The sequence below is a fragment of the Streptomyces spongiae genome, from assembly GCF_009377185.1.
Taxonomy (GTDB): domain Bacteria; phylum Actinomycetota; class Actinomycetes; order Streptomycetales; family Streptomycetaceae; genus Streptomyces; species Streptomyces spongiae.
Genome location: NZ_VJZC01000556.1, coordinates 1 through 6,611, shown reverse-complemented (window position 1 = coordinate 6,611; position 6,611 = coordinate 1). Strand labels below are relative to the sequence as shown.

General features: G+C 72.8%; 4 protein-coding genes. 3 read left to right on the top strand and 1 reads right to left on the bottom strand.

Features of this window, described 5'->3' with window-relative positions; translation table 11 throughout:
• The first annotated feature begins 216 nt into the window (after positions 1 to 216).
• The 3 genes from FNH08_RS41305 (at position 217) to FNH08_RS41295 (ending at position 5,531) form a co-directional block, all read left to right on the top strand.
• Positions 217 to 870, top strand: coding sequence for an isochorismatase family protein (locus FNH08_RS41305; RefSeq protein ID WP_152776653.1), 654 nt, complete (start codon positions 217 to 219; stop codon positions 868 to 870).
• Positions 867 to 2,762 carry an anthranilate synthase family protein gene (locus FNH08_RS41300; protein WP_322726300.1) on the top strand — a complete coding sequence of 632 codons (1,896 nt, stop codon included), beginning with the start codon at positions 867 to 869 and terminating at the stop codon, positions 2,760 to 2,762. The genes FNH08_RS41305 and FNH08_RS41300 overlap by 4 nt, the downstream gene beginning before the upstream one ends.
• Positions 2,763 to 2,984: 222 nt before the next feature.
• Positions 2,985 to 5,531 carry a helix-turn-helix transcriptional regulator gene (locus FNH08_RS41295; RefSeq protein WP_152776652.1) on the top strand — a complete coding sequence of 849 codons (2,547 nt, stop codon included), beginning with the start codon at positions 2,985 to 2,987 and terminating at the stop codon, positions 5,529 to 5,531.
• A gap of 73 nt (positions 5,532 to 5,604) precedes the next feature.
• On the opposite strand, the gene FNH08_RS41290 is transcribed toward FNH08_RS41295, so the two are convergent.
• The coding region (locus tag FNH08_RS41290) for an ArgE/DapE family deacylase (RefSeq protein ID WP_152776651.1) at positions 5,605 to 6,611 on the bottom strand (1,007 nt) is incomplete at its 5' end.

The following is a 6,611-nucleotide window of genomic DNA, read 5'->3' as shown; positions in this document are numbered from 1 at the left end:
CCCACCCAGACCCCAGGTCCCGGCAACGAAGCCGCCCCACGAAAAACCCGGGCCCCGGCGACGAACCCCGCCCGCCGAGAAGCCCACGCCCGACAACCAACCCGGTCCGACAGCCAACCCGGCCAGATGAAGAACCCGGTCCGGAGGCGGAAGCGGCGCGCCGTCGATCACGGTGCCCGAACGCCGGTCCGGTCCTCGACGTCCCAAGGAATGTTCATGGCGATTGCCCCGATCCCCCCGTACCCCATGCCCACCGAGGGCGAGCTGCCCGAGCCCGTCCCCGGCTGGACGCCCGACCCCGACCGGGCGGTCCTGCTGATCCACGACATGCAGCGTTACTTCCTGCGGCCGTTCACGGCCGGTCAGGCACCCGGCGACGAACTGGTCCGCAACACCGCGCTGTTGCGCGACACGGCCGCCCGGCTCGGTGTCCCGGTCGCCTACACGGCGCAGCCGGGAGGTATGACCGAGGAACAGCGCGGCCTGCTGAAGGACTTCTGGGGCCCGGGCATGAAGGTGACCCCCGAGGACCGCCAGATCGTCGACGAGGTGGAGCCGGCGGCCGACGACTGGATCTTCACCAAGTGGCGCTACAGCGCCCTCTTCCGGTCCGACCTGCTGGAGCGGATGCGCGAGCACGGCAGGGACCAGCTCATCGTGTGCGGGGTGTACGCGCACGTCGGCGTGCTGATGACAGCCGTGGAGGCGTTCACCAACGACATCCAGACCTTCCTGGCCGCCGACGCGGTCGCCGACTTCTCGGAGTCGTACCACCGCATGGCACTGCGATACGCGGCCGAGCGCTGCGCCGTCGTCGCCACCGCCAAGTCGCTGTCGGCCCGGCTCGAGGCGGGGAGTGAGTCGAAGTGACCGAGGACCTGCTGACCCGCGTACTGGACGGACCGCCTTCCTCCTACGCGCTCCTGCACCGTCCCGAGACGGTGGGGCAGACCCTGGAGGTGCTGCTCGGCGAGGTCTCCACGGTGGAGACGCTCGCGTCCGTCCCGCTCTCCGAGGCGCCCGCGTCCCCCTCCCCCGCGTCCCCCTCCGGTGAGCGGCACGAGACGCTCGCCATCATCCCGTTCCGGCAGATCCGCGAGCGCGGCTACGCCGCCACCGACGACGGCGAACCGCTGATCACCATGGCCGTCACCGCGCAGGACACCGTGCCGCTCACCTCCGCCCTGCGCCGCCTGCCCGACGAGACGGTCACGCTCACGGGCCGTCACTTCGACGTGGACGACGAACGGTACGCCGAGCTCGTGCACGATGTCATCGACACCGAGATCGGCCGCGGCGAAGGCGCGAACTTCGTCATCAAGCGGTCCTTCGTCGCCGACATCACCGACTACGGTCCGCGCAGCGCCCTGTCGTTCTTCCGGCGGCTCCTGGAACGCGAGTCCGGCGCCTACTGGACGTTCCTCGTCCACACCGGGACCCGTACGTTCGTCGGTGCCTGCCCGGAACGGCACATCAGCGTGCGCGGCGGCACCGCCGTGATGAACCCGATCAGCGGTACGTACCGCTATCCGGCCTCCGGCCCCGCCCTCCCCGAGATCATGGACTTCCTCGCCGACCGCAAGGAATCGGACGAGCTCTACATGGTCGTGGACGAGGAGCTCAAGATGATGACCCGGATCTGCGACGAGGACGTCCGGGTCGTCGGCCCGTACCTCAAGGAGATGGCCCGCCTCGCGCACACCGAGTACTTCATCGAGGGCCGGACGTCCCGCGACGTGCGCGAGATCCTGCGCGAGACGATGTTCGCGCCCACGGTCACCGGAAGCCCGGTCGAGAACGCGTGCAAGGTCATCGGACGGCACGAGCCGGAAGGCCGCGGCTACTACAGCGGCGTCATCGCCCTGATCGGCCGGGACAACGGCGGCGACCGCACCCTCGACTCGTCCATCCTCATCCGCACCGCGGACATCGACTCGGGCGGCCGCGTCCGCATCGGTGTGGGCGCGACGCTGGTGCGCCACTCCGACCCGCGTTCCGAGGTGGCGGAGACCCGGGCCAAGGCGGCGGGGCTGCTGTCCGCCCTGGAGGCCGACGGGCCGCGCCGCTTCGCCGACCACCCGCGGGTGCGCGAGGCGCTGGAGCGGCGCAACGACAGCATCGCCGGCTACTGGCTGCGCGCCGACCCGGCAGAGCAGCGTCCGGTACCCGCGCTCTCCGGCCGCAGCGTCCTCGTCGTCGACGCCGAGGACACCTTCACCTCCATGATCGGTCACCAACTCCGGTCCCTGAACCTGGAGGTGACGGTACGGAGGTTCGACGAGCCGTACGACGTCGACGGCCACGACCTGGTGGTCATGGGGCCGGGTCCCGGCGACCCCCGGAACTCCGCGCACCCCAAGATCGCCCATCTGAGGGCGACGACCGCGCGGCTCCTCGGTGAACGGCGCCCCTTCCTCGCCGTGTGCCTGAGCCACCAGGTACTCAGCGGCATCCTGGGGATCGACCTGATCCGCCGTCCCGAGCCCAACCAGGGGGTCCAGAAGGAGATCGACCTGTTCGGAAGCCAGGAGCGCGTCGGCTTCTACAACACCTTCGCCGCGCACAGTAAGGAGGACGAACTGGACCACCCGCTGGCCGGTGTCGTGCAGTTCAGCCGGGACACCACGACCGGCGAGATCCACGCCCTGCGCGGCCAGGGGTTCGCGTCGCTCCAGTTCCACCCGGAGTCGGTGCTGACGGAGTCCGGCGTACGCATCCTCGGCACCCTCATGGCGGAAGCGTCGAGCACGTACGTCGGCTGACGGCCGGGGAGTCCCCCGGCTCCGCGCTCCGCACGCCGCGGTGACGTCGTACTGCCTCCCTCCCGTCACCGCGGACCGTCCTCCCCGTCGCTCAGTGTGACCAGACGCACGCTTTGCGGAGGCGGAGGCGGGCAGGATCACCCCGCTGCGTCCCGGACACTGAAAGTCCGGACACCGGAAGCAGGTGTCGTGTCAGTGGAAGCGGTGGGGGAGGTAATTCACATGAGCGAGGCAGGGCTGCACGGTCGCGAGAGTGAGAAGCGACGGCTGTCGGCCTTCCTCACCGGGGCCCGGCACGGCCGGAGCGGCTCGGCCCTGGTCATCGACGGCTTCACCGGAGTGGGCAAGAGCCGGCTCCTGCGCGAGACGGCCCACCGGGCCCGGCAGCAGGGCTTCTCCGTCCACTGGTCGGCCGGAGAGCTCCGCGAGCGCGCGGCGGCCTCCGGGTCCGGCCGCCGCCGGGCCGGGGAGGACCGTTCCTTACTGGTCCTGGACGACGTGGAGACCGTTCCGGCCGGCGAACTGCACCACCTGGTCGGCTCCTCTCGGGCGGACGCGGCTCCGTGGTCGTCCCCCACGCTGCTCCTGGCCCGCGGGGCGAACGCTCCCGGGCTCGGACTGGAGCAGCTGTACGAGGCACACAGCGCTCCCGTGGACCGGCTGGAGCTCGCGCCGCTCCCGAGCGAGGCCGTGCGCTCCCTGGTCCGCGACCTCATCGGCGTGGACCCCCGGGAGGGCCTCCTCGACGTGGCGAACTGCGCGGGCGGCAACCCCCGGCTCGTCGTACAGCTGGTCAGGGGGCTGCTCGAAGAGGGGCGGGTCGGGCCCGAGGGAGAGCTCGTCCGCCTCACCCCCGGGCAACTGCCGCTTCGGGTGCGCACCGCGGTCGACGCCCGCCTCCGGCTGCTGTCGAAGGAGTCCGTGCAGCTGCTGCGCGTGGGCACGATCCTGGGCCGTACCTTCCAGCTCCCCCAGGCCGCGGCCATGCTGGGGACGAGCGCCGCGGCGCTGCTGTCCGCGCTGGACGAGCCCCTGGCCGCCGGAATCCTGGCGTTCACCGACGAGGGCCTGTCGTTCCAGCAACCGCTGGTGTGGCGGGGCATCTACGAGACGATCCCCGAGAGCGTCCGCACCACCCTCCATCTGGAAGCCCGCCGGATCACGGCCGAGCCCGCACCCCCGGACCACGACATGGCCGCGCTGGGCCGTGTCCGCACCCCGCGCCCGGCGCGGCCTCCGCGCGGCGCCGTGGGCGCCGACACCCGGGGAGCGCTGCGCACCCTGCTGGAGGCCGGGCACGTCACCTCGGCCGTGCAGCTGGTGGGCAGTGTTCTGAACGGTTCCGTGCCGGCCCGGGAGAAGCCCGTGCTCCGGCGCATGGTGACGGACATCGCCATGTCCGCCGACCGGTTCGCCGTACCGATCAAGGCCGGGGAGGACGCCGACCTGGCCGATGTGGAGCTGCTCGCTCACGCACACCGGAAGGCCGCCCTCGACCGCTCCGGGGAGCCGCGGGGTGCCGAACCCGAGCTGTACCGGGCCGCGGCCGTGGCGCTGTCCAACCTCGCCTGGGCCGAGGGGGTCGTGGGGGAGGCGGTGCGTCGCGGGCGGGAGGCCGTCGAGCAGTCGGTGACGCCCCGAGCGCCCCGCCCTCCGTCCTATCCGCGGCTCGCGCTCGCGTACAAGCTGATCGCCCTCGACGAGGCGGACGAAGCGACCGGCCTCTGCCGACAGGCGCATACCGAGCTGTCCGAGGAGGAGCCCGCCGTGCTCGCGCCGGCCGTGGACCTCGTCGAGGCCGCGGCACTGATACGCGGCGGTGATCTGGAAGGTGCCCGGCAGCGCGCGGACGGAGCCCTGTCCACGGCCGAGGGGGCGGGCCTCGACGCCCAGATGACCTGGGCGGCCGCCACCCTGTGCCTGGTGGCCATACGCTCGGGCGACCTGACCGCCGCCGCACGGCACCTGGCACGCTGCCGGGAGCTGGAGGCCGGGCGGGGCGCCACCTCGTTCTTCGCCGCGCGCCGCCAATGGCTCGACGTCCTGCTGTACGACGCCCGCAACGAACTGCGGGAGGCGGCCGGCCTCCTCGCCACCTCCCACGCGCACCTGCCGTCGCTGCGGCCCCTCCTGCTGGAGGAGCCGGGTGCCGCCGCCTGGTTCGTCCGTTTCTCGCGCCGCACCGGGGACCGCGGCCTCGGCGAGGCGTGCCTGCGGGCCGCGGAGCGGCTGGCCGCCGACAATCCGGGGACTGCCGCCATCACCGTGGCTGCCGACCACGCACGGAGCCTGTACGAGTGCGACGCCGACGGCCTGGCCCGCGCGGCGGCCGGTCACCAGGACGCGTGGGCCAGGACGTGCGCGACCCAGGACCTGGAGGCACTCCTGCGGGAACGGCGGGTGGACCGGCGCGGCATCGCACCGACATCACCGACGCCGCGCCGCGCCACCTGGACGGTTCGGGACCACATCGGCCGCATGACCGCCGTCGAGGCCCCCGTGCCCACCGCGGAGGGCGAGCCGACGGGCAAGGGCGGACCGGCCGGCGGGGTCGAGTCCGACCCCACGGAGAACCTGCTGGGCACGACCGAGCGCAGCATCGCCGCTCTCGTCGCCGAGGGGTTGACCAACCGGCAGGTCGCCCAGAAGGTCCACCTCTCCCCCCACACCGTCAACTACTACCTGCGCCGGATCTACGGCAAGCTCGGCATCAACTCACGCGTCGAGCTGGCCAGGCGCGTCCACCACGGCAGGGGCGGCTTCGCCTGACGGGCGGCACGCCGGCGGCCGGGCCGGTTCACCCGGGAAGCGCCGCCGGTGCGACATCGGCCGCCGTGAACCCCTACTTGGTATTGACCGTGCGCAGCACCGTGAGCACCAACGTCCGCGTCACCTCCACGATCTCCGGCAGGGTGACCCGCTCCCGGACGCTGTGCCCGTGGCGGATGTCGCCCGGCCCGTACTGGAGGGTGGGGATGCCCGCGGCCGTGTAGAGCCGCAGATCGCTGCCGTACGGAGCACCGCGCTCCCGCACCCGCACACCCGCGTTCGCGGCCGCGTGAGCGTCTGCGACGGTGTCCCGGAGCGGATCCCCGGCCGGCAGACGGCCACTGGCGAACCGGCCCCCCGGCCAGGTCACCGTCACCGGGTGCGCGCGCAGCCACGGGTCGGCGGCGCAGGCCTCGGCCACGCACCGCTCCAGCGCGGCCCGGGCCACCGCCGGGTCCTCGTCGAGCCGTACGCCCAACCGCCCCTCGGCGACGAGGAGATCGGGCACACTGCTCGCCCAGTCACCGGACCGCAGAGTGCCGACCGAGAGCGCGTACGGGATCGGGTACTCGGCCATCAGCGGGTCCGGGTCGGTGTTCCGCTCCGCCTCCAGCCGGGCCAGGGCCCGGTGCACGGGCAGATACGCGTCAACGGCACTCACCCCCTCGTCACGCGAACTCGCGTGGGCGGACCGGCCCGGAACATCGAGACGGAACGTCAACGCACCGGCGTTGGCCGTGACGAGGGTCCCGGCGGTCGGCTCGGCGATGACACAGGCGTCACCCGTGTGACCGCGCCGGAGCGTACCGAAGGCACCCAGCCCGCCGTCCTCCTCGCCGACCACGAAGTGCACCGCCACCCGCCCGCGCAGCCGCACCCCGCTCGCCCGGATCGCCGCCAGCGCCGCCAGGTGCGCGGTGAGCCCGGCCTTCATGTCACAGGCGCCGCGGCCGTGCACGGTGTCCCCGGTCACCCGCGGAACGAACGGATCGCCCTCCCACTGCTCCAGGTCCCCCGGCGGTACGACGTCGACGTGCCCCTGGAGGATCACCGTCGCCCCGTCCCCACCGTCCTCGGTCG

Excerpts from the sequence above, each read along its gene's own strand:
- FNH08_RS41305 (WP_152776653.1), top strand. The coding sequence starts at position 217 with ATGGCGATTGCCCCGATCCCCCCGTACCCCATGCCCACCGAGGGCGAG.
- FNH08_RS41295 (WP_152776652.1), top strand. The coding sequence starts at position 2,985 with ATGAGCGAGGCAGGGCTGCACGGTCGCGAGAGTGAGAAGCGACGGCTG.